Here is a 20,120-nt window from a genome sequence, read left to right as displayed (position 1 = left end):
GATGCGGGGCTCGCATGCGCGCAATCGATTTTCGCAAAACGGGGCAGGGCTCGATTTCGGCGGCCCGATATGAATGGAGTAGCTGTGGCAATTTCGAATAAGCTTCGCTGGGCAACGCTCGCGGCCGGTATCGGGGCCGCTCTGGTCTTCATGCCGGCGGGGCCGGCCGCGGCCCAGGCAGTGGCTGCTCCGAGCGGGCAGTCGGTCGACTCCGTCGCGGCCGTGGTCAACGACGATGTCATCACGGAGCGCGAGCTGCAATTGCGGGTCGATCTCGTGGCGCGCCGCTTGCAGCAGCAAAACGCGCCGGTGCCGCCCTCCGACCAGCTGACGCGCCAGGTGCTCGATCAGATGATCCTCGAGCGCATTCAACTGCAGCGCGCGAAGGAAGACGGGATCACCGTGGACGACGCGGCTGTCGACGCGGCGGTGCAGCGTCTCGCGAAGGCGAACAACATGTCGCTCGAGATCTACCGCGCGCGCATCGAGGCGCAGGGCGTGCCGTGGTCGGTGTTTACGCGCGATGCGCGTACCGAGTTGACGCTTTCCAAGCTGCGGGAGCGTGAGGTGGACAGCAAGGTCACCGTGTCCGATGCCGAAGTGGCGAACTACATCGCGAGCCAGCGCGGGCCGGACGCGAAGGTGCAGCAGGACCTGCGCATCGAGCACATTCTCGTCAAGGTGCCGGAGGGCGCGTCGCAGGATGTGCTGGCGGACGCGCAGAAGAAGGCGCAGTCGATCCTCGATCGCGCCAAGAGCGGCACGAAATTCGAGTCGCTCGCGAAAGAGCAGTCACAGGCGGCCGACGCCAAAAAGGGCGGCGACCTCGGTTTCCTGCCGCCTTCCCGGCTACCCGAAGAGCTCGTCAAGGCGACCTCGGCGCTGCGTCCGGGCGAGGTGAGCCCCGATCTCGTGCGCACGGCGGACGGCTTCGAGATCGTGCGACTCGTCGATCGCCGCACCGGTGTCGGCGGTACCGCAAGCGATGCACCGAAGCTCGTCCAGACGCACGTGCGGCATATCCTGCTGCGCGTGGGACCGGGCGGAGTCACCGAACAACAGGCGCGCCAGCAGGAGCTCGATATCCGTCAGCAGATCGAGGCGGGCGGCGACTTCGGCAAATTTGCGCGGACCTACTCGCAAGACGGTTCGGCGTCGCAGGGCGGCGATCTCGGCTGGATCAGCCCGGGCGAGACCGTGCCGGAGTTCGAGCGCGCGATGAACAATCTCAAGGACGGCGAGATCAGCCAACCGATTCGCACCGAATACGGCTACCACCTCGTACAGGTACTTGGCCGGCGCGAGGCGCAAGGCTCGGTTCAGCAGCAAATGGACCTTGCGCGGCAGGCGATCGGCCAGCGCAAGGCCGAGCAAGCCTACGCGGACTGGCTGCGCCAGTTGCGCGATTCCGCCTACATCGAATACAAGCTCGGCGGCTCGCTCGCGCAGCAATGAGTCATTGAGCCATGGTGCGCGCCCCTCACTCCCCGCTGCGGATCGCGATTACAACCGGTGAGCCCGCCGGTGTCGGTCCTGAGTTGACGGCGATGGCGCTCGCCGGTGCCGCGGCGCACTGGCCCGATGCAAACTTCACCGTGTTCGGCGACGCCACGTTGCTCGCTGCGCGCGCGCGTGCGGTGGGCGTCGATTGGGTGTCGCTCGTTGCCGAGGCCGCGCCGGGTCGGGTGGCGTCCGTGTGCGTCGAACACCGGCCGCTCGCCAAGCCGGCGGTGGAGGGGCGGCTCGATGCGGCGAATGGCCCTTATGTGCTGCGATTGCTGGATGACGCCATCGACGGCGCGCTGGCCGGCACGCTCGACGCCATCGTCACCGCTCCGCTGCAAAAGAGCACGATCAACGACGCCGGCGTGCCTTTCACGGGCCACACCGAATATCTCGCCGAGAGGACGAATACGCCGCGCGTCGTCATGATGCTCGCAGGCACGGGTGTGCGGCCGCTACGGGTCGCGCTGGCTACCACGCACTTGCCGCTGAAGGATGTACCGGGTGCGTTGACGATCGATGGCCTCGTCGAAACGCTCGTCATCATCGAGCGGGATCTGCGCCGCGATTTTGGACTGCCGGTACCGCGCATTCTCGTGACCGGATTGAACCCGCATGCAGGCGAGAGCGGCTATCTGGGGCGCGAGGAAATCGATGTGATTTCACCGGCGCTGGCGATTGCGGCGCAGCGGGGGATCGATGCGCGCGGTCCTTATCCGGCCGATACGCTGTTTCAGCCGCGTTATCTCGATCAAGCCGATTGCGTGCTGGCGATGTTCCACGATCAAGGTCTACCGGTACTCAAGTACGCGACATTCGGCGAGGGCATCAATGTGACGCTCGGTTTGCCGATCATTCGAACGTCCGTCGATCACGGCACGGCGCTCGATCTGGCAGGCACCGGCCGCGCCGACGCGGGCAGTCTCATTGCCGCGATCGATACGGCCGTCACGATGGCGCGCAACCGGCGCGGCGGCTGATCGCTTCGGCGGTCCATCCGTCCGGTATCCCCTCGCAATTCATCGTCTTTCATTCGGCGCTTCAACGACGCAATGTCCAACAGCAGCAAACAGCATCAAGGCCATTTCGCACGCAAGCGTTTCGGCCAGAACTTCCTCGTCGATCTGGGCGTGATCGACTCGATCGTTGCGGTCATTCGGCCGTTGCCCGGCGAGCGGATGGTCGAGATCGGCCCGGGGCTCGGTGCGCTGACCGAGCCGCTGATCGAGCACGTGGCCGCGCCCGGTTCGCCGCTTCACGCCGTCGAGCTCGACCGCGATCTCATCGCGCGGCTGAAGAACAAGTTCGGAGACCGCCTGGCGCTGCACGCCGGGGATGCGCTGGCATTCGATTTCGCGACGCTCGTCGACACGCAAGCGCGTCCAACGCTGCGTATCGTCGGCAATCTGCCCTATAACATCTCGAGTCCGCTGCTCTTTCACTTGATGGCATGGGCGCCGATCGTCGTCGATCAGCATTTCATGCTGCAAAGCGAGGTGGTCGAGCGCATGGTGGCCGAGCCTGGGACGAAGGCGTTCGGACGGCTTTCGGTGATGCTGCAGTACCGGTATGCGATGGACAAGCTGCTCGATGTGCCGCCCGAATCGTTCCAGCCCCCGCCGAAAGTCGATTCCGCGATCGTGCGAATGATTCCCTACCGACCGGACGAGCTCGTGCCCGTTGACGAGCGGGCCTTTGGCGAGCTGGTCACCGCGGCTTTTTCGCAGCGCCGCAAGATGCTGCGGAACACGCTTGCAGCCTATCGCGACCGAATCGACTTCGAGGCGCTCGGCTTCGATCTCGCGCGCCGTGCGGAAGACGTTCCGGTCGAGGAATACGTGCGTGCGACGCAGGCGCTGACGTCTTCCTAGGCGGATGTAGTAGGAGCAGCGCCGTTCCGGCGAGCCGGCGCGTTCACGAGTACGATGCCGGCCAAAACTAGCGCCGATGCGGCCAGAAAGCGGGCGCTGAACGACTCCCCCAGCAATACCACGCCAAAGGTCACCCCGAACAGCGGGGTGAGGAACGAGAACACGGACAGGCGCGACGCCATATAGCGCGTCAAGAGCCAGAACCACGTCAGATAGCTCACGAAGGCCACGATGACCGCCTGGTAGGCGAGGCTCGCCACGGCCAGCGCCGTGATATGGATCGTGTGCGTCTCGCCGCGCAGGAGCGCCAGCGCGAACAGTACGACGGCGGAAACGGAGAGCTGATAAAAGAGCGTCTTGCTGGCGCTCGTGTGCGACAGCGACGTAGCTCTCACGACGACCGTCGTCGCGGCCCAAAGGGCCCCGGCCAGTACGCCGAGCGCGTCGCCGGCGAGGCCCGTGAGCACCGCGCCGGCAGCGGGTGCGCGTGCGAAGCCGTCGGCGAACGCGAGCGCCATGCCTGCGAAGGCGACGACGATGCCCAGCCATTGCACGGCCCGCATGCGCTCGCCCGGTACGAAAAAATGGAGCCCCAGCGCGGTGAAACAGGGCGCCGTATAGAGGAAGACCGCCATACGGGACGCGCTCGTCAAAGTCAGGCCGAGAAAGATGCAGACGAATTCGCCGGCAAACAGCAGACCGGCAACGAGCCCGGCACCGAGCGTGCCGTCCGCCGCAAAAAGCCGCGTGCCGCGGGCGCGTGTCCAGCCCCAGACGAGCGCTGTGGCGATCGCCGAGCGCAGGGCGGCCTGCAGCATCGGCCCGATCAATCCGTTCGTCGATTTGATCGCGACTTGCTGGAATCCCCAGATCGCGCAGAGCACGACCATCGTCAGAATTGCGAAGGTATCCGGTGCGCGGCGCAGCGGCGGCGAAGCGGAGGCAGCGAGGCGGGAGGCGGCTGTGTTCATTATGTCCTGTCTGGGCAGGCGCGACGGATCGGCGGCGCGTGCCGGGTAACATATCAAAATGCCGTGGCCGCCGCACTGCGGCCGGCGAGTAACCGTACGCCCCAAAGGGGCAAGGCATGGCCGCCGCATTGTTGCTAGAGTCGCTTTTTTTCAGAGGAGCATGCTATGCGCTTGCTGCACACGATGCTACGCGTCGGCGATCTCGATCGTTCGATCGCGTTTTACACGGAATTGCTGGGCATGAAAGTCCTGCGTCGGCAGGACTACCCGGAAGGCCGTTTCACGCTGGCGTTCGTGGGCTATACGGACGAGAGCGAAGGGACGGTGCTCGAGCTCACCCACAACTGGGATACGAAAGCGTATGACCTGGGCAACGCGTTCGGCCATCTCGCGATCGAAGTCGACGATGCCTATGCGGCTTGCGAAAAGATCAAGGCGCAAGGCGGCACCGTCGTGCGTGAGGCGGGCCCGATGAAGCATGGAACGACCGTGATCGCGTTCATCGCCGATCCCGACGGCTACAAGATCGAGTTCATCCAGAAAAAGCGCTGACGGACGCGCGCCTGAGCGGTGCCGAGGCCCGGGCTAGAGAGCGGGGAGCAGCTCGGGCGGGTGATGCTTGAGCGTGTGCCGCGCTTCGCGAAACTCGGGAAAGATCGATTCGACCGTCTGCCAGAAGCGCGGGCTGTGGTTCATTTCGCGCAGGTGCGCCAGTTCGTGCGCCACGACGTAGTCGACGATCGACAGCGGAAAGTGAATCAGTCGCCAGTTCAGGCGGATGCGCCCGTCGCTCGAACAACTGCCCCAGCGCGTTGCGGCCGACGAGAGTGCGTAACCCTTGAACGAGACGCCGAGTTTTTGCGCATAGACATCGAGCCGCTCGCCGAACACGCGCTTGGCCTCGTTTTGCAGCCAACCCTGCACGCGATCCTTGATCTGCTGGGCATCGACATGGGCCGGCAACGCGAGCGCCAGCACGGCCGCCTCCGGATCGAAGCGAAGCGCGCCGTGCGATGAGCCGAGCGCGACGGTGACCGGTTTGCCGAGAAAGGGGATCTGCGCTCCATCGCGCCACTCGATGTGCGGCAGCGCGCGCTGTTCGGCGCGGGTTTGCCATTCGGACAGCTTCGCGAAGATCCAGCGCTGCTTGCCGGCAATGGCGGCTTCGATATCGGCGAGCGTAACCCAGCGCGGCGCCGTGATGGTCAGGCCGCTGCCGTCGATCGTGAAGCCGATGGTGCGGCGCGTCGAGCGCTTGAGTCCATATTCGAGCGTACGGCCGTCGAGCGCCAGCCGGCGAAGCTTGACGCCGGGGGCAAATTTCGTGGGATCGGGCGATTGAAGGGAGGCGGGCGCCGGTGGCGCTTCGAGGGGCGGTTCGGCGAACAGCGGCAAGTCGAGTTGCCGATTGTCGAGCGCTTTAGCGCGGCTGGGTGGAGCAGGTTTGGGCATCGCTATAGTAAGCATCCGGATCGATACGGCGCATCTCGGTTTCGATCCATGTCTCGACGCGCGTGTTGATCTCATCCGCCGAGAGCCCGACGGTATCGATCGGTTTGCCGATCGACACCGTAACGATACCAGGGTATTTGATGAACGAGTTGCGAGGCCAGACACGCCCCGCATTGTGTGCGATCGGCACGACGCACGCGCCCGCATCCATCGCGAAACGCGCACCACCCGTTTTGTACTTGCCCTGCGTGCCGACCGCCGTACGCGTGCCTTCGGGAAACATGATGACCCACGCACCTTCGCTCAAGCGCTGCCGGCCCTGCTTCACCACCGATACGAAAGCATATTTGCCTTCCTTGCGATCGATCTGAATCATTTTCAGCATGCCGAGCGCCCAGCCGAAAAACGGCACGTAAAGCAGTTCGCGCTTGAACACGTAGCAAAGCGGGCGCGGCATGATCGCCGGCAACGCGACCGTTTCCCATGCCGATTGGTGTTTGGGGAGGAGGACCGCGGGACCGTCGGGCAGGTTCTCCATGCCCTCGACGCGATAGCGAATGCCGTTCAAGTGACGCGCGACGAAGAGCGTCGTCCGGCACCAGCCAACAGCCATCCAGTAGCGCTTGTCGGCCCGCATGAACGGGAATGCGACGAAGCAGGCCGTGGCGTACGGGATCGTGAAGACGATCAAGAAGCAAAAAAGGAAGAGCGAGCGAAGAAAGCGCATCGGAATCGGAGTCTACTCGTCGCGCTCGGCGAGGTAATCGAGCGCGAAATGTTTCAAGTCTTCATGCACCTTGGTGCCCTCCGGCAGGCCGCCCGCGGCAAGCGTTTTCGCGCCTTTGCCCGTCAGCACGAGGTGCAGGTCGAAGCCGAGTACCGCACCGGCCTGGAGGTCGCGTAGCGCATCGCCGACGACGGGCGTCGCCGAAGGATCGATCTCGAAGCGGTCCATGATCATCTTGAGCAGCCCCGGTTTCGGCTTGCGACATTCGCATTGGTCGTCCGCCGTATGCGGGCAGAAGAACACGGCATCGATGCGGCCGCCCACCGCGGCCGCGGCGCGCTGCATTTTCGCATGCATGGCGTTGAGCGCCGCCATGTCGAACAGGCCGCGCCCGATACCCGACTGGTTCGATGCAACCACGACGCGGTAGCCGGCTTGATTGAGCCGGGCAATGGCCTCGAGGCTGCCGGGAATGGCGATCCACTCGTCGGGCGACTTGATGAACGCGTCCGAATCGACGTTGATGACCCCGTCGCGATCGAGGATGACGAGCTTCTTGCTGAAGGTCATGGCGAGCGCTCCCGGCGTCAGGCAGCGAGCTTCGAAATGTCGGCGACGCAGTTCATCTGCGCATGAAGCGCCGCGAGCAAGGCGAGCCGGTTTCTGCGCAGCGCGTCGTCCTCGGCGTTCACCATGACATCGTTGAAGAACGTGTCGACCGGTGCGCGCAGCGCGGCAAGCGCCGAAAGCGCGCGCGTGTAATCGCGCTGGGCGAGCTGCGATTGCACCGTGGGCGCGACCGCGACGAGCGCGTCGCTCAGCGCTCTTTCGGCATCCTCGACGAGCAGGCGCGACTCGATTCCGCTGCCCGACGGCTTCGCGTCGAGTTCGGACTTCTTGAGGATGTTCGAGATCCGCTTGTTGGCCGCAGCCAGTGCTTCCGCCTCGGGCAGTGCCGTGAATTCGCGCACGGCGTCCAGGCGCGCAATGACATCGTCGATGCGCCGCGGCTCGAGGCTCAGCACGGCCTCGATCTCCCCGGCCGAGTAGCCGCGCTCGCGCAGCAGACCGCGCAGGCGGTCCATGAAGAATGCGTAGAGCGGCTTCGACGAATCGGCGACCTGCGGTTCGGCCGCAAAGACGCCGCATGCAGCCTCGACGAGCTCGACGAGATCGATCGGCAACGCGTTCTCGATGAGAATGCGCAACACGCCGAGCGCGTGGCGGCGCAATGCGAACGGGTCCTTTTCGCCGGTGGGCACGAGGCCGATGCCCCAGATTCCGGCAAGCGTCTCGAGTTTGTCGGCGAGCGCGACCGCCGTACCGACGCGCGTGGAAGGCAGCGCATCGCCGGAAAAGCGCGGCTGATAGTGCTCGCTGCAAGCGAGCGCGACATCCTCGGGCTCGCCGTCATGGCGCGCGTAGTAGGTGCCCATTGTGCCTTGCAGCTCGGGGAACTCGCCCACCATATCGGTCAGCAAGTCCGCCTTGGCGAGGTACGCGGCACGCTCGGCCTCGGCGATGTTCGCGTCGACGAACGGAGCGATTTTGCCGGCCAGCGCGACGAGGCGCTCGACGCGCTTGAACTGCGAGCCCAGCTTGTTGTGATAGACGACGTTCGCGAGTAGGGGCACGCGCTCCGCCAGCGGCTTTTTCTTGTCCTGCTCGAAGAAGAACTTGGCATCGGCCAGCCGCGGCCGCACGACGCGCTCGTTGCCCTCGACGATCTCACCGGGCGTTTTCGTTTCGATATTGGAGACGATCAGAAACCGCGAGCGCAATTTGCTTTCGCTATCGGTCAACGCGAAATACTTCTGGTTCGTCTGCATCGTCAGGATCAGGCATTCCTGCGGGACCTGCAGAAACTCGTCTTCGAAACGGCAGGCGTAGACCACGGGCCATTCGACCAGCGCGGTCACTTCGTCGAGCAGTGCATCGGGCATCACCACGACATCGCCGCCCGCATGCGCGCGCAATTGCGTCACGATGCTCGCGCGGCGATCGGCGAAGTTCGCCACCACGTGCCCTTTCGAGCGCAGCGTGGCCGCATACTCGTCGGCATGGAGGATGGCCACGAGACCGTCCGACAGAAACCGGTGGCCGATCGTGGTGTCGCCCGCGTCGATGCCGAACGCGGTGACCGGCACGACTTCTTCGCCATGCAGTACGGTGAGCCGCTGAACCGGGCGAACGAACTGCACGCTCGTGCCGTCGGGACGCTGGTAGGTCATCACCTTCGGGATCGGCAGCTTTGCAAGCGTTTCGTCGAGCGCCGCCTGCAACCCCGCAACGAGCGTGGCACCGGGCGCCGAGTAGCGCAGAAACAGCGCTTCGGCCTTACCGTCTTGCGCACGCTCGAGTTGATCGACGGCGATGTCGGGAAAGCCGAGCGCCGCGAGCTTCTTGGCGAGCGGCGCGCTCGGACGCCCGTTCGCATCGAATGCAACCGACACCGGCAGGACTTTCTCGCGCACGTCCTTGGCCGGTGCGACGCTGCGCACATGCTTGATCGCGACGGCCAGGCGTCGTGGCGTCGCAAAACGCTCGAACGAGGGTTCGCCGGCGATGAGATCGCGAGCGGCCAGCCGCTCCACGAGGCCGGTGGCAAAGGCTTCACCGAGGCGCGCGAGTGCTTTGGGCGGCAGTTCTTCGGTCAGCAATTCGACGAGGAGCGTGGCTTGTTCGATTTGATTCATGTTCTGGGACTAGCTCTGTTCCTGGGTTGGGTCACTGCTCGTCGATCGTACGCTCAACCTTGAGCGGCGGCGCCCAGGCGGGCAGCGCGGCTTCTTGCGCGTCGGTCGTGAGACCGCGCACGCCGTGCACGGGATTGCCGAGCATGGGGAAGCCGAGCTTTTCGCGCGAATCGTAGTAGGCCTGGGCGACGAGGCGCGACAGCGCGCGGATGCGGCCGATATAGGCGGCACGCTCGGTCACCGAGATGGCCCCTCGCGCATCGAGCAGATTGAACGTATGGGCCGCTTTGAGCACGAGCTCGTAGCCGGGCAGCGCCAATTGCGTTTCGATCATGCGCTTCGCTTCCGACTCGTAGCTGGAGAAAAGCGTGAAGAGCAGTTCGACGTTCGCGTGCTCGAAGTTGTAAGTGGACTGTTCGACTTCGTTCTGATGGTAGACGTCGCCATACGTCAGGCGGCGCATCTCGGGGCCGCTCGGGCCCGCTTCTTCCCACTCCGTCCAGACGAGGTCGTAGACGTTCTCGACCTTTTGCAGGTACATGGCGAGCCGTTCGAGCCCATAGGTGATTTCGCCGAGCACGGGCTTGCAATCGAGGCCGCCGACCTGCTGGAAGTACGTGAACTGCGTGACTTCCATGCCATTGAGCCAGACTTCCCAGCCGAGGCCCCATGCGCCGAGCGTGGGGTTTTCCCAATCGTCCTCGACGAAGCGCACGTCGTTTTGCTTCAGATCGAAACCGAGCGCCTCCAGCGAGCCGAGGTAGAGATCGAGGATATTCTCGGGCGCGGGTTTCAGCACCACCTGATACTGATAGTAGTGCTGCAGGCGGTTCGGATTGTCGCCGTAGCGGCCATCCTTCGGGCGGCGCGACGGCTGGACGTAGGCGGCGCGCCACGGCTCGGGACCGACGGCCCGCAAGAACGTGTGCACGTGCGACGTCCCGGCGCCGACTTCCATGTCGATGGGCTGAAGCAGCGCGCAGCCCTGTTGGTCCCAATAGGATTGCAGCGTCAGGATGATTTGCTGAAACGTGAGCATGTCGTGCCTTTTGCGGCGCGCGGCGGACAAGCCGCGGATCGCGCCGATGATTGGCCGCGCGAATGGGATCGGGCGCGGCCGGGGGCGCGGGATGGCGCATCGTTCGCCGCTTCCCGCCTGCTAAAACGATGAATTTTACCGGATTGGGATGCGCGTGCGACTTTCGGGGGGGCGGCAGTGCGCGGATCAGTCTCGCCGGCGCCGCGCGAACGCGACGCAAAGCGCGAGCAGCAGGAGCGAGACGGCCAGCACGACGAGGTTGCCCGTTGCGATGTAGGGCGTCGTGCCCGTCATGCCCTGCACCTGTACGTCGAGCGCGCCGGCCGCGAGCACCGGTAGCTGGGCGATGACGCGCCCCCTCGAGTCGATCGACGCGGTGGCCCCGGTGTTCGTTGCCGCGAGCAGCGGCCGTCCGGTCTCGAGCGTGCGCATGCGCGCCATCTGCAGATGCTGATCGAGCGCGATCGTCTTGCCGAACCATGCGAGGTTCGACACATTGACGAGCACACTGGCCGGTGTCGCCGCTTCGCGCAATCGGCGCGCGATCTCTTCACCGAAAATGTCCTCGTAGCAGATGTCGACATCGACGGTCTGATGACCCACCTGGAACGGCGGCTGCACGGGCTTTCCGTTCGCCAGATCGCCGAGCGGAATGTTCATGAGCCGCACGAACCAGTGAAAGCCCCACGGCACGAATTCGCCGAACGGCACGAGGTGATGTTTGTCGTAACGGTAGAGCACGCCCGAGCGGGGTGTCACGCCGAACAGGCTGTTCGTCGGTTCGGTGATCTGCCCGTCGGGCGCGATCTTCGCGCCGAACGCCCCGAGCAGAACCGATGAGCCCGTGCTGTCGGCGAATTGGCGCACGGCACGGACGAAGGGCTCGGGGAACTGCTGCGGCAGCAGCGGAACCGCCGTTTCGGGCGTGATGACGAGATCGGCCGGCTTGGCCGTGATCATTTTCTCGTAGAGCGCGATCGCCGCCGTGACCCCTGCTTCGTCGAACTTCATTTCCTGCTTGACGTTGCCCTGCAGGATTCGCGCGGAGATCGGTGCGCCGTCGGCGCGGGTCCAGGCGAGTTGCGAAAGCGCTATGCCGCCCGCGACGAGCGCGAGTACAGCGAGCGCGGGCAAGAGAGCCCGCGCTCGCTGCGCCGGCCGTGCCGCGAGCCCTGCGACCGCTTGCACCGCGAGCGCGGCAGCCAGTGCAACGGCCCAACCGACGCCGTAGACGCCCACGAGCGGCGCGAAGCCCGCGAGCGGTCCATCGACTTGGGCGTAGCCGCTCGCAAGCCACGGAAAGCCCGTGAACACCGTCCCACGCAGCCATTCGCCAAGCGCCCATGCGCAGGCGAACGCGAACGCCCCCTGCCAGCCCGGCACGAATCCGCGCTGCGCGCGGGCGCGATTCGAATGGCCCTCGCCCACCGACCAGAGACCGGCGGCGAGCGCCGGATACGACGCCAGATAGATCGAGAACAGCACCAGCGCGGCAATCGCGAGTGGCGCGGGCATGCCGCCGTAGTCGTGCATGCTGACGTAGAGCCACCATACGCCCGTGACGAAGTTGCCAAAGCCGAATGCGGCGCCGGTCAATGCCGCGCTTTTCCAGTGATGCGTGCGCGCGAGGCAGACGTAAAAGAGCATGAAGAGCGCCAGCTCGACCCAGCCGCCCGCGCGCGTCGGCGCGAACGACAGGGTGTTGGCCGCGCCGAGCGCGAGCGCGGCCAGATAGTGCCAATGTGGTATGCCGCGCACGGCCGCGAGCGCTGAGCGATCGGCGTCGCCATGCGTGCGGTACGCGGCGCGCGCGGGGTGTCGCGCGCGAGAGGAAATCGGTTCTGCCATGAACGAGGAGGCGAAAGTGGTGCGGCTCAGGTCTGAACGTGCTGGGCTTCGCGTTCGCGCTGACCGGCCAGCGGATCGCGCCGCACGAGCAGCACATGGATCTGGCGTGCGTCGCCGCGCAGGATTTCGAAGATCAGATCGTCGATGCGAACGCGCTCGCCGCGATGCGGCACGCGTCCGAAGTGATGGGTGACGAGCCCGCCGATCGTATCGACTTCTTCATCCGAGAACCGGGTGCCGAACGTCTCGTTGAACTGTTCGATCTCGGTCAGCGCGCGCACGCGATAGCGGCCGTCGGGCGAGGCAATGATGTTGCCGCTTTCCTCGTCGAAATCGAACTCGTCTTCGATATCGCCCACGATCTGCTCGAGCACGTCTTCGATCGTGATGAGACCGGCCACGCCGCCGTACTCGTCGACGACGATGGCGATATGGTTGCGGTTCACGCGAAAGTCGTGCAGCAGCACATTGAGGCGCTTCGCTTCGGGGATGAAGACGGCGGGGCGCAGCATGCCGCGCACATCGAACTCGTCCTCGGCGTAGTAGCGCAGCAGATCCTTCGCCAGCAGCACACCGATGACGTTGTCGCGATTGCCTTCGTAGACCGGGTAGCGCGAGTGCGCTTTTTCGAGGACGAAGGGGATGAATTGCTCGGGGCTGTCGGCGATGTTGATCGCGTCGATCTGCGCGCGCGGGATCATGATGTCGCGCGCACAAAGCTCGGATACCTGGAACACGCCCTCGATCATCGACAGTGAATCCGCGTCGATCAGGTTGCGCTCGTGCGCGTCTTGCAGGATGTCGAGCAGTTCGGCGCGCGAATCGGGCTCGGGCGAGATGAAATCGGTCAAACGCTCGAGCAGCGAACGCTTTTCGTGCGGCTTGTCGGTCTGTCGTCGACTGGGATAGGAGTCGTTCATGGCGGGGCGCCCGGAGACGGCCGGGCGCGTGGTACACGGAAAGTCAAGGATACACCAGCCGTGCGACACCTCAGCGTACATGCCCTGCTGACGAAGTCGCGCAGCACCGCGTTATTTTTAGGGCAAGCAAATTTTGAGACAAACAAATTTTGAGACAAGCGAGTTTTGAGACAAGATAGCAGCCGTTTTTCTCCACCTTTTTACGAAACGAATATGTCCGAAGAATTCGAAGTCCGGGGGCCGCATGAAGAGGCGCTCGAACATGCGGGCCACGGTGCTCATGCGGGCGGCCATCACGCCGCCCCCGGCGTCGCCCCCGACCCGTTCGCCGGGCGCGTCGCGGTCATGACGGCGATTCTCGCGACCATCGGCGCCGTTTTCTCGTACCAGGGCGGTTCGACGGAGGGGCTCGCGCTCTTTTACAAGAACGAGGCGGCCATCCGGAAGACGGAGGCCGCCAACCAGTGGAGCTACTACCAGGCGAAAGGCGAAAAGCAGAATCTGGCCGAGCTCGGGGCGGCGCTCGCCGCGAGCGACGCGAAAGCCAGCGCGAAATTCACGGCCGACATGGCGAAGTACGCGCAGCAGAAAACCGCGATTCGCGAACATGCCGAGGCGCTCGAAAAGGGAGTGCGGGAAGCCGACGAAGCGAGCGAGCATCAATTGCACTTGCACCATCGCTGGGCGCAGGCGACCACCCTCACGCAAGTCGCCATCTCGCTGGCCGCGATCACGTTGCTGACGCGGCGCCGCTGGCTGCTGGCCGGTGCATTCGGCGTCGCCGTTGCGGGCGTCGCGGTCGGTGGGGCCGCGCTGCTCGGAGTGTGACGACGGCGAAACAGACGGGAAAAAATACGACTACGCCTATCGCCTCAAGCGCGATTTTCCGGCGCTGAATAGGGCGAGGCCCCGAAGTGATCGCTCGCTTCGAATTGCGCGGCCCGCGTTATTCCTCGGCGCAGCGCCTGAGCAGGGCTTCGAGCGCGCGGTCCGGCATGCCGCTTTTGCGCAGCGCGTCGACCGTGCGGCTCACATAGTCGAGTGTCGTGCCGTAGCGTCCTCGCGCGCAACCGAAAACAGCCTTCACGACCGCGTCGGGCAGTTTGCCGGTGTAGGTTGGCACATCGCGGCGCATGATAAACGCCAGCGCGGGGACGCGGCGCCCGTCGGCCAGCCAGCAGGGCAGCCATGCCGGCCGGTAGGAGCCCATCATCATTTCGCGCCGCCAGAGCGCTTGCAGATGCGGCATGGCGTTCGCGCCGTCGAGCCGGAATGCCACGCCCGTGCACGAGCCGCCGCGGTCGAGCGCGAGCACGAGGCCCGGTTGCTCGGGCGTGCCGCGATTGACGCGCGACCACAAATAAAGTCCGCGGTGATAGCCGCGCACACGCGCGTGGATCGTCTCCGCGGCCGGCATGCCCGGGTTCCAGATCAGCGAGCCATAGCCGAACAGCCACAGGTCGCTCGCGCCGTCCCAATGCTCGAGCGTCGAGGCGAGCGAAGCGGCGAGCTCCTCGTCCGAGAGCAGGCGCGCCTCGCCGAGCGACGGCGGATAGCCGCACGCGGGCTCGGGCAGTTTATCGTCGGGATCGGAGCAGACAGCTGAGGACATGGCGTCGAAGCGGAGGTGGCGTTCGCGGGATCGTCAGCGTTCGCGGTATGGGTCGGCGAAGCCGAGCAGGCCGAGAATGCCGGTCTCGAGCGTCTCCATTTCGTGCGCTTCGTCTTCGGTCTCGTGATCGTAGCCCTGCGCATGCAGCGTGCCGTGCACGATCATATGCGCGTAGTGGGCTTCGAGCGGCTTGCGCTGCTCGGCGGCTTCTTTTTCGATGACGGGGCAGCACACGATGATGTCGCCCGAGACCGGATCGTCTTCGGTCTCGGCATACGCGAACGTCAGTACGTTCGTCGCGTAGTCCTTGCCGCGATAGGTGCGGTTCAGCAGGCGTCCTTCCTCGGTGTCGACGAAGCGCAGCGTGAGTTCGCCATCGGCAAAAAGCGCTGCCTTCACCCAGCTCGTCACGCGCGCACGCGTCAGCAGCGTCTTGTGTTCAGGGTAGGCGCCGGCGGCCGGAAATTGCAGCGAGAGCGCCAGGCGTGGAGCGCGATTCATGCGCGTGCCCCCGTGCCGTTCACCCCATGCCGCGGGCTCGGGCGGCGGCGGCTCGCGCAGCGCTTCGTGCAGGACTCGCTCATCACCGATCGTCGGACGCGTGACCGTCCTCTTTCTTCATGTGCTGATCGTAGGCGTCGACGATGCGCGCGACGAGCGGGTGGCGCACGACATCGGCGCTCGTGAAGCGCGTGAGCGCGATACCGCGCACGTTGGCCAGCACCTGCTCGGCTTCGATGAGGCCGCTCTTGGCGCCGCGCGGCAAATCGATCTGTGTCGTGTCGCCCGTCACGACGGCTTTCGAGCCGAAGCCGATGCGCGTGAGGAACATCTTCATCTGCTCGGGCGTGGTGTTTTGCGCTTCGTCGAGAATGATGAATGCGTGATTGAGCGTGCGTCCGCGCATATAGGCGAGCGGGGCGATTTCGATCATCTGGCGCTCGAACATCTTGGCCGTCTTGTCGAATCCGAGCAGATCGTAAAGGGCGTCGTAGAGCGGCCGCAGATACGGGTCGACTTTCTGTGCGAGGTCGCCGGGCAAAAAGCCCAGGCGTTCGCCCGCCTCGACGGCCGGGCGCGTCAGCACGATGCGCTTGACGTGATCGCGCTCGAGCGCATCCACCGCGCAGGCCACGGCGAGGTAGGTTTTGCCCGTGCCGGCCGGTCCGACGCCGAACGTCACGTCGTGCGAGACGATCTGCTTCAGATAGTCGCGCTGCGCGCGCGTGCGTCCGCGCAAGTCGGCGCGGCGCGTATAAAGCTTGGGCCCGAGTTCCTCCAGGTCCTCATCGTCGAGACCGGCGGGTTCGTCGAACGGGTGGTCGGGGTCGTAGCGTGCGCCGGACTCGCTGCGTTCTTCCTCGGATGCGCCCGAGCGGTTGCTCGGATGACGCGACTCGACGAGCGCGAGCTGGATGTCGTCGACGGAAAGCGGCTCGCGCGCGCGGTTGTAGAACGTTTCGAGCGCGCCGAGCGCAAGCTTGGCGCCGCGCCCGCGGATGGCAATGCGATGGCCGCGCCGCTGCAGTGTGACGTCGAGCGCCTGTTCGATCTGACGCAGGTTCTCGTCGAGGGGGCCGCACAGATTGGCCAGGCGGGCGTTGTCGTCGCGCGGTGCGGTGAACTCCAGCGGTTGGGCAGTCTTCAAGGCGAAGGGCGATCCTTAGTCCGGGTAAGCGCTCAATGCACGGCGGCATCGGCGAGCACGAGCTCGCCGCGCAGCGAATGCGGATAAGCATGGTTGATGCGCACATCGATCATTTGACCGATGAGCCTCGAATGTACGGCGAGTGGCGCCGGGAAGTTCACGACGCGGTTATTCGCCGTGCGTCCGGCGAGTTCGCTCGGATCCTTGCGCGACGGCCCTTCCACGAGGATGCGCTCGATGTTGCCGACCATCGCTTCGCTGATGCGCACGACGTTCGCATCGATCGTCGCCTGCAGATGCTGCAGGCGCTTCAACTTGACTTCGCGCGGCGTGTCGTCGTGCAGATTGGCGGCCGGCGTGCCGGGGCGCGGGCTGAAGATGAAGGAAAAACTCGTGTCGTAGCTCATCTCGTCGACGAGCGCCATCGTCTTGTCGAAGTCCTCTTCCGTTTCGCCGGGAAAGCCGACGATGATGTCGGTCGACAGCGAGAGGTCGGGGCGGATGGCACGCAGCCGGCGGATCACGGACTTGTACTCGAGTACCGTGTAGCCGCGCTTCATCGCCATCAGGATGCGGTCCGAACCGTGCTGCACGGGAAGGTGCAGATGCGAAACGAGCTTGTCGACCTTCGCGTAGGTATCGATGAGCCGCTGCGTGAATTCCTTCGGATGCGACGTGGTATAGCGAATGCGTTCGATGCCGGGAATCTCGGCGACGTATTCGATGAGCGTGGCGAAATCGGCGATCTCGGCCGCGCCCGCCGTAATCGGGCCGCGATAGGCATTGACGTTCTGTCCGAGCAGCGTGACTTCGCGCACGCCCTGATCGGCGAGGCCGGCAATTTCGGTCAGCACGTCATCGAGCGGGCGCGAAACTTCCTCGCCGCGCGTGTAGGGCACGACGCAGTAGCTGCAGTACTTGCTGCAGCCTTCCATGATCGAGACGAAGGCACTCGGACCTTCCACGCGCGCGGGCGGCAGGTGATCGAATTTTTCGATTTCGGGGAACGAGATATCGACCTGAGCGCGGCCGCTCGCGCGGCGCGCGTCGATCATCTGCGGCAGCCGGTGCAGTGTCTGAGGGCCGAAGACGAGGTCCACGTAGGGGGCGCGTGCGACGATCGCCGCGCCTTCCTGGCTTGCCACGCAGCCGCCGACCCCGATCAGCAGCCCGGGCTTCGCTTCTTTGAGCTCGCGCACGCGGCCCAGGTCGGAAAACACCTTTTCCTGCGCTTTTTCGCGCACCGAGCAGGTATTGAAGAGGATGACATCCGCGTCTTCGGGGGTGTCGGTCTTGACGAGTCCTTCCGCTTGCCCGAGCACGTCGACCATTTTGTCGGAGTCGTACTCGTTCATCTGGCAGCCGAAGGTCTTTACATACACTTTCTTTGTCATGAAGCTCGCCGTTCGCAGTGGTTGACCTGGGGGCGGTAAATTCGAAGTCGATATCGAAGGAATGAGGGCGCGAGCGCTGTCGGGCGCCGCCCGTGAAACGAGGCCCGCCGAAGCAGTCCGCATAGCTCGGTATTATAGCGGTTCACGATTGCCGCTCCGGGCGGCGGCCTCGCCGGTCTGACCCCGGCCAGTCGGCGCCTGCGCGCCGAGCATCGGCAGATCCGCCCAGGCCGCCTCGGCCTGCGCAAAACGCTCCACGAGAAATTCCAGCAAGGCTTGCACGCGCGCCGGCCGGTACCGGTTGCGATGGAAGAGCGCCGTAATGGGCGAGTCCGCCGCGTAGCGCCACTCGGGCAAGACCACCTGAAGGCTGCCGGCGCGCAATTCGGCGTCGATATCCCAGAGCGACTTCAATACGATTCCGTGACCGCTGAGCGCCCACGTTCGCGTGACCGCGCCGTCGTTGGTTTCCCGCGAAGTGTCGAGCGGCACCGTATAGCTTTCGGTTTGCGCGCCGCGCACGAATCGCCACTCGTTGAGCGGCCCGGAGGCGATCACGAGCACGATGCAGTCGAATCGCGCGAGGTCGGCAGGCGAGGCAGGCGTTCCATGCCGCGCCAGATACTCGGGCGAAGCGACGAGCACGCGCCGGTTAGTGGCCAGCCGCCGGGCGACGAGCGAGCAGTCCTCGCGCGGCGCGCCGAAGCGGATCGCCATGTCGATGTCGTCTTGCAGCAGATTGGAGACCGAATCGGCGAGCGAAAGCGCGAACGTGACCTCGGGGTGCAATGCGTTGAACGCGTCGAGCCAGCCCATCAACAGGTTGCGTCCAAAGTCGGACGTCGTCGAAATGCGGATCTTGCCGCTGACGACGTTGCGCCCGGCGGCGAGGGCCGCCTCGGCGTCATCGAGCGCTTGCAGCGCTTGCGTGGCGTGGCGCAAATAGAGGCGCCCTTCCTCGGTCAGGCGCAACTGCCGGGTCGTGCGCTCGAAAAGCCGTGCGGCAAGCGCCGCTTCCAGTTTTGCGAGCCGGGCGCTCGCGGCGGCGGGCGTCAACCCCAGTCTGCGTCCTGCCGCCGAGATTCCGCCACTGTGCGCGGCCTCCACGAAAAGCCGGATGTCGCCGAGTCTGTCCATGGCTTTATTCGATTCCGTTTGAAAATCATTCAAACGATAGCCCAATTATCAAATGAGCGGCGGCTACGCAGAATACGGACTTCCAATCCTACGCATTGCCGCGTTTTCAGGACAGCCATGCCTCTACCTTTATTCGCGCTCGCACTGAGCGCATTCGCCATCGGCACGACCGAGTTCGTCATCATGGGCCTCTTGCCCGATGTCGCGCGTGAACTCGCCGTGTCCATTCCTCGCGCCGGTCTCCTCGTCTCGGGCTATGCGCTCGGCGTTGCCGTCGGCGCGCCGATACTCGCCGTCCTGACGAGCCGGCTGCCCAGCAAGGCCGCCTTGCAATGGCTGATGGGGGTGTTCGTTCTCGGCAACGCCTTGTGCGCGATGGCCCCCGACTACCGCATGCTTATGATTGCCCGCGTCGTCACCTCGTTCGCCCACGGATCGTTCTTCGGGATCGGCGCTGTCGTGGCCGCATCGCTCGTGCCGCGCGAGAAGCAGGCGAGCGCCATCGCGCTGATGTTCACGGGCCTTACGCTCGCCAACGTTCTCGGTGTGCCGTTCGGCACTTTCATCGGACAAAACTTCGGCTGGCGTACTTCGTTCTGGATCGTCGCGGCGCTCGGCGTGCTCTCGTTCGCCGGCATCGCGGCCCTCGTGCCGAAGAGCAAGGGCGCGGGGGCCGCCGGACTTGCGCGCGAAGTACGTGTGCTGAGGGAGCCGCAGGTCTGGCTCGCACTGGCGATGACTGTGCTCGGATTTGGCGGCGTTTTTGTTGTTTTCACTTATATCGCGCCCATTCTCGAGTCGGTGACGGGTTTCTCGCCGCGTGCGGTGACCCTCGTGCTCGTCGTGTTCGGCGCGGGCCTCACGCTGGGCAACGCGGTGGGCGGCAAGCTCGCCGACCGGGCGCTGATGCCGTCGCTGATGGGTATCCTCATCGTGCTCGCGCTCGTCATGGCTGCCTTCGCGCGGACGAGCCATACGCCGGTACTGGCCGTGCTGACAGTCTTCGTCTGGGGCGTGGCTGCTTTTGCCACCGTGCCGCCACTGCAGATGCGGGTGGTCGAAAAAGCGCGCCATGCGCCGCATCTTGCCTCGACGCTCAATATCGGCGCGTTCAACGTCGGCAATGCGGGCGGTGCGTGGCTCGGCGGTCTGGCGCTCTCGCACGGGTTCGCGCTCGATGCGTTGCCGTGGGTGGCCGCGGCAGTCACGGGCGCAGCGCTCGTCGTGACGGTGCTCGCCCAGCGGTTGGACGGTCGACGTGCAGTGCAACCGCAACGTGCGCCCGAGCGTGTTTGCTGACGA

19 protein-coding genes are annotated in these 20,120 nt (G+C 65.1%); 6 read left to right on the top strand and 13 right to left on the bottom strand.

What is annotated here, in order from left to right; genetic code table 11:
* The first annotated feature begins 84 nt into the window (after window positions 1-84).
* The 3 genes from VGL01_RS12185 to rsmA all read left to right on the top strand — a co-directional run bounded on the left by VGL01_RS12185 (window position 85) and on the right by rsmA (window position 3,374).
* Window positions 85-1,455: a peptidylprolyl isomerase gene (locus tag VGL01_RS12185; protein WP_331569578.1), complete on the top strand. Its 1,371-nt coding sequence runs from the start codon at window positions 85-87 to the stop codon at window positions 1,453-1,455.
* A gap of 11 nt (window positions 1,456-1,466) precedes the next feature.
* Window positions 1,467-2,483: a 4-hydroxythreonine-4-phosphate dehydrogenase PdxA gene (pdxA, locus tag VGL01_RS12180; RefSeq protein ID WP_331569576.1), complete on the top strand. Its 1,017-nt coding sequence runs from the start codon at window positions 1,467-1,469 to the stop codon at window positions 2,481-2,483.
* Window positions 2,484-2,555: 72 nt separating this feature from the next.
* Window positions 2,556-3,374 carry a 16S rRNA (adenine(1518)-N(6)/adenine(1519)-N(6))-dimethyltransferase RsmA gene (gene rsmA / locus VGL01_RS12175; RefSeq protein ID WP_331569574.1) on the top strand — a complete coding sequence of 273 codons (819 nt, stop codon included), beginning with the start codon at window positions 2,556-2,558 and terminating at the stop codon, window positions 3,372-3,374.
* Here the strand turns inward: rsmA and VGL01_RS12170 are convergent.
* Entirely contained in the window at window positions 3,371-4,345 is a 975-nt protein-coding gene (locus tag VGL01_RS12170) for a DMT family transporter (RefSeq protein WP_331569572.1), read from the bottom strand. The two genes, rsmA and VGL01_RS12170, sit on opposite strands and share 4 nt — an antisense overlap.
* 165 nt (window positions 4,346-4,510) lie before the next feature.
* Here VGL01_RS12170 and gloA point away from each other — a divergent pair, with 165 nt between their 5' ends.
* Window positions 4,511-4,897: a lactoylglutathione lyase gene (gloA, locus tag VGL01_RS12165; RefSeq protein ID WP_173259216.1), complete on the top strand. Its 387-nt coding sequence runs from the start codon at window positions 4,511-4,513 to the stop codon at window positions 4,895-4,897.
* A 33-nt stretch (window positions 4,898-4,930) separates the two neighbouring features.
* Here the strand turns inward: gloA and VGL01_RS12160 are convergent, their stop codons facing one another.
* The 7 genes from VGL01_RS12160 to VGL01_RS12130 form a co-directional block, all read right to left on the bottom strand.
* Window positions 4,931-5,797 (bottom strand): SprT family zinc-dependent metalloprotease, encoded by an 867-nt coding sequence (locus tag VGL01_RS12160; protein WP_331569570.1) that lies wholly within the window; start codon window positions 5,795-5,797, stop codon window positions 4,931-4,933.
* Complete coding sequence (locus tag VGL01_RS12155) at window positions 5,766-6,524, bottom strand: lysophospholipid acyltransferase family protein (protein WP_331569568.1); 759 nt, start codon at window positions 6,522-6,524, stop codon at window positions 5,766-5,768. The genes VGL01_RS12160 and VGL01_RS12155 overlap by 32 nt, the downstream gene beginning before the upstream one ends.
* Window positions 6,525-6,536: 12 nt before the next feature.
* Window positions 6,537-7,094 (bottom strand): D-glycero-beta-D-manno-heptose 1,7-bisphosphate 7-phosphatase, encoded by a 558-nt coding sequence (gene gmhB / locus VGL01_RS12150; RefSeq protein ID WP_331569566.1) that lies wholly within the window; start codon window positions 7,092-7,094, stop codon window positions 6,537-6,539.
* Window positions 7,095-7,111: 17 nt separating this feature from the next.
* Window positions 7,112-9,220, bottom strand: a complete 2,109-nt coding sequence (gene glyS / locus VGL01_RS12145; protein ID WP_331569564.1) for a glycine--tRNA ligase subunit beta — start codon at window positions 9,218-9,220, stop codon at window positions 7,112-7,114.
* A gap of 31 nt (window positions 9,221-9,251) precedes the next feature.
* Window positions 9,252-10,259 carry a glycine--tRNA ligase subunit alpha gene (gene glyQ, locus VGL01_RS12140; protein ID WP_331569562.1) on the bottom strand — a complete coding sequence of 336 codons (1,008 nt, stop codon included), beginning with the start codon at window positions 10,257-10,259 and terminating at the stop codon, window positions 9,252-9,254.
* Window positions 10,260-10,445: 186 nt separating this feature from the next.
* Complete coding sequence (lnt, locus tag VGL01_RS12135) at window positions 10,446-12,107, bottom strand: apolipoprotein N-acyltransferase (protein ID WP_331569560.1); 1,662 nt, start codon at window positions 12,105-12,107, stop codon at window positions 10,446-10,448.
* Between the two features lie 26 nt (window positions 12,108-12,133).
* Window positions 12,134-13,027: an HlyC/CorC family transporter gene (locus VGL01_RS12130; protein WP_173259202.1), complete on the bottom strand. Its 894-nt coding sequence runs from the start codon at window positions 13,025-13,027 to the stop codon at window positions 12,134-12,136.
* A 213-nt stretch (window positions 13,028-13,240) separates the two neighbouring features.
* Here VGL01_RS12130 and VGL01_RS12125 point away from each other — a divergent pair, with 213 nt between their 5' ends.
* A complete protein-coding gene (locus VGL01_RS12125; RefSeq protein WP_331569558.1) occupies window positions 13,241-13,855 on the top strand; it encodes a DUF4337 domain-containing protein in 615 nt (204 codons plus the stop codon).
* Between the two features lie 118 nt (window positions 13,856-13,973).
* Here VGL01_RS12125 and VGL01_RS12120 read toward each other — a convergent pair whose 3' ends face one another.
* From VGL01_RS12120 to VGL01_RS12100, 5 genes are all read right to left on the bottom strand, one after another.
* Window positions 13,974-14,639: a gamma-glutamylcyclotransferase gene (locus tag VGL01_RS12120; RefSeq protein ID WP_331569556.1), complete on the bottom strand. Its 666-nt coding sequence runs from the start codon at window positions 14,637-14,639 to the stop codon at window positions 13,974-13,976.
* Window positions 14,640-14,672: 33 nt separating this feature from the next.
* Window positions 14,673-15,140, bottom strand: a complete 468-nt coding sequence (ybeY, locus tag VGL01_RS12115; protein WP_331569554.1) for an rRNA maturation RNase YbeY — start codon at window positions 15,138-15,140, stop codon at window positions 14,673-14,675.
* Window positions 15,141-15,222: 82 nt separating this feature from the next.
* Entirely contained in the window at window positions 15,223-16,287 is a 1,065-nt protein-coding gene (locus VGL01_RS12110) for a PhoH family protein (protein WP_331569552.1), read from the bottom strand.
* A 32-nt stretch (window positions 16,288-16,319) separates the two neighbouring features.
* Window positions 16,320-17,681: a tRNA (N6-isopentenyl adenosine(37)-C2)-methylthiotransferase MiaB gene (gene miaB, locus VGL01_RS12105; RefSeq protein WP_331569550.1), complete on the bottom strand. Its 1,362-nt coding sequence runs from the start codon at window positions 17,679-17,681 to the stop codon at window positions 16,320-16,322.
* Between the two features lie 132 nt (window positions 17,682-17,813).
* Window positions 17,814-18,818, bottom strand: coding sequence for a LysR family transcriptional regulator (locus VGL01_RS12100; protein ID WP_331569548.1), 1,005 nt, complete (start codon window positions 18,816-18,818; stop codon window positions 17,814-17,816).
* Between the two features lie 117 nt (window positions 18,819-18,935).
* On the opposite strand from VGL01_RS12100, the gene VGL01_RS12095 reads away from it, so the two are divergent.
* Window positions 18,936-20,117, top strand: coding sequence for an MFS transporter (locus tag VGL01_RS12095; protein ID WP_331569546.1), 1,182 nt, complete (start codon window positions 18,936-18,938; stop codon window positions 20,115-20,117).
* Window positions 20,118-20,120: the final 3 nt, after the last annotated feature.

Origin of the sequence: Trinickia sp. (assembly GCF_036503415.1) — a bacterium.
Lineage (GTDB): Bacteria > Pseudomonadota > Gammaproteobacteria > Burkholderiales > Burkholderiaceae > Trinickia.
The sequence above is the reverse complement of the archived record's forward strand: the minus strand, read 5'-3'. Positions and strand labels throughout refer to the sequence as shown.